We start from the raw sequence: 289 nt of genomic DNA, 5'->3' as shown, positions 1-289 counted from the left end.
GAACTGAAACATCTAAGTACCCCGAGGAAAAGAAATCAACCGAGATTCCCCCAGTAGCGGCGAGCGAACGGGGAACAGCCCAGAGCCTGAATCAGCTTGTGTGTCAGTGGAACGGTCTGGAAAGGCCGGCGATACAGGGTGACAGCCCCGTACACGAAGGCACACAGGCTGTGAGCTCGATGAGTAGGGCGGGACACGTGATATCCTGTCTGAAGATGGGGGGACCATCCTCCAAGGCTAAATACTCCTGACTGACCGATAGTGAACCAGTACCGTGAGGGAAAGGCGA

Annotated in this window: 1 rRNA gene; it reads left to right on the top strand. The window is 55.7% G+C overall.

Going from position 1 to position 289, the window contains the following annotated elements:
- Positions 1–289 (top strand): 23S ribosomal RNA (locus DW58_RS19710); the annotation flags it as partial.

The sequence above is a fragment of the Siccibacter turicensis LMG 23730 genome (assembly GCF_000463155.2).
In the GTDB taxonomy this organism is placed as follows: domain Bacteria; phylum Pseudomonadota; class Gammaproteobacteria; order Enterobacterales; family Enterobacteriaceae; genus Siccibacter; species Siccibacter turicensis.
The sequence above is the reverse complement of the archived record's forward strand: the minus strand, read 5'-3'. Positions and strand labels throughout refer to the sequence as shown.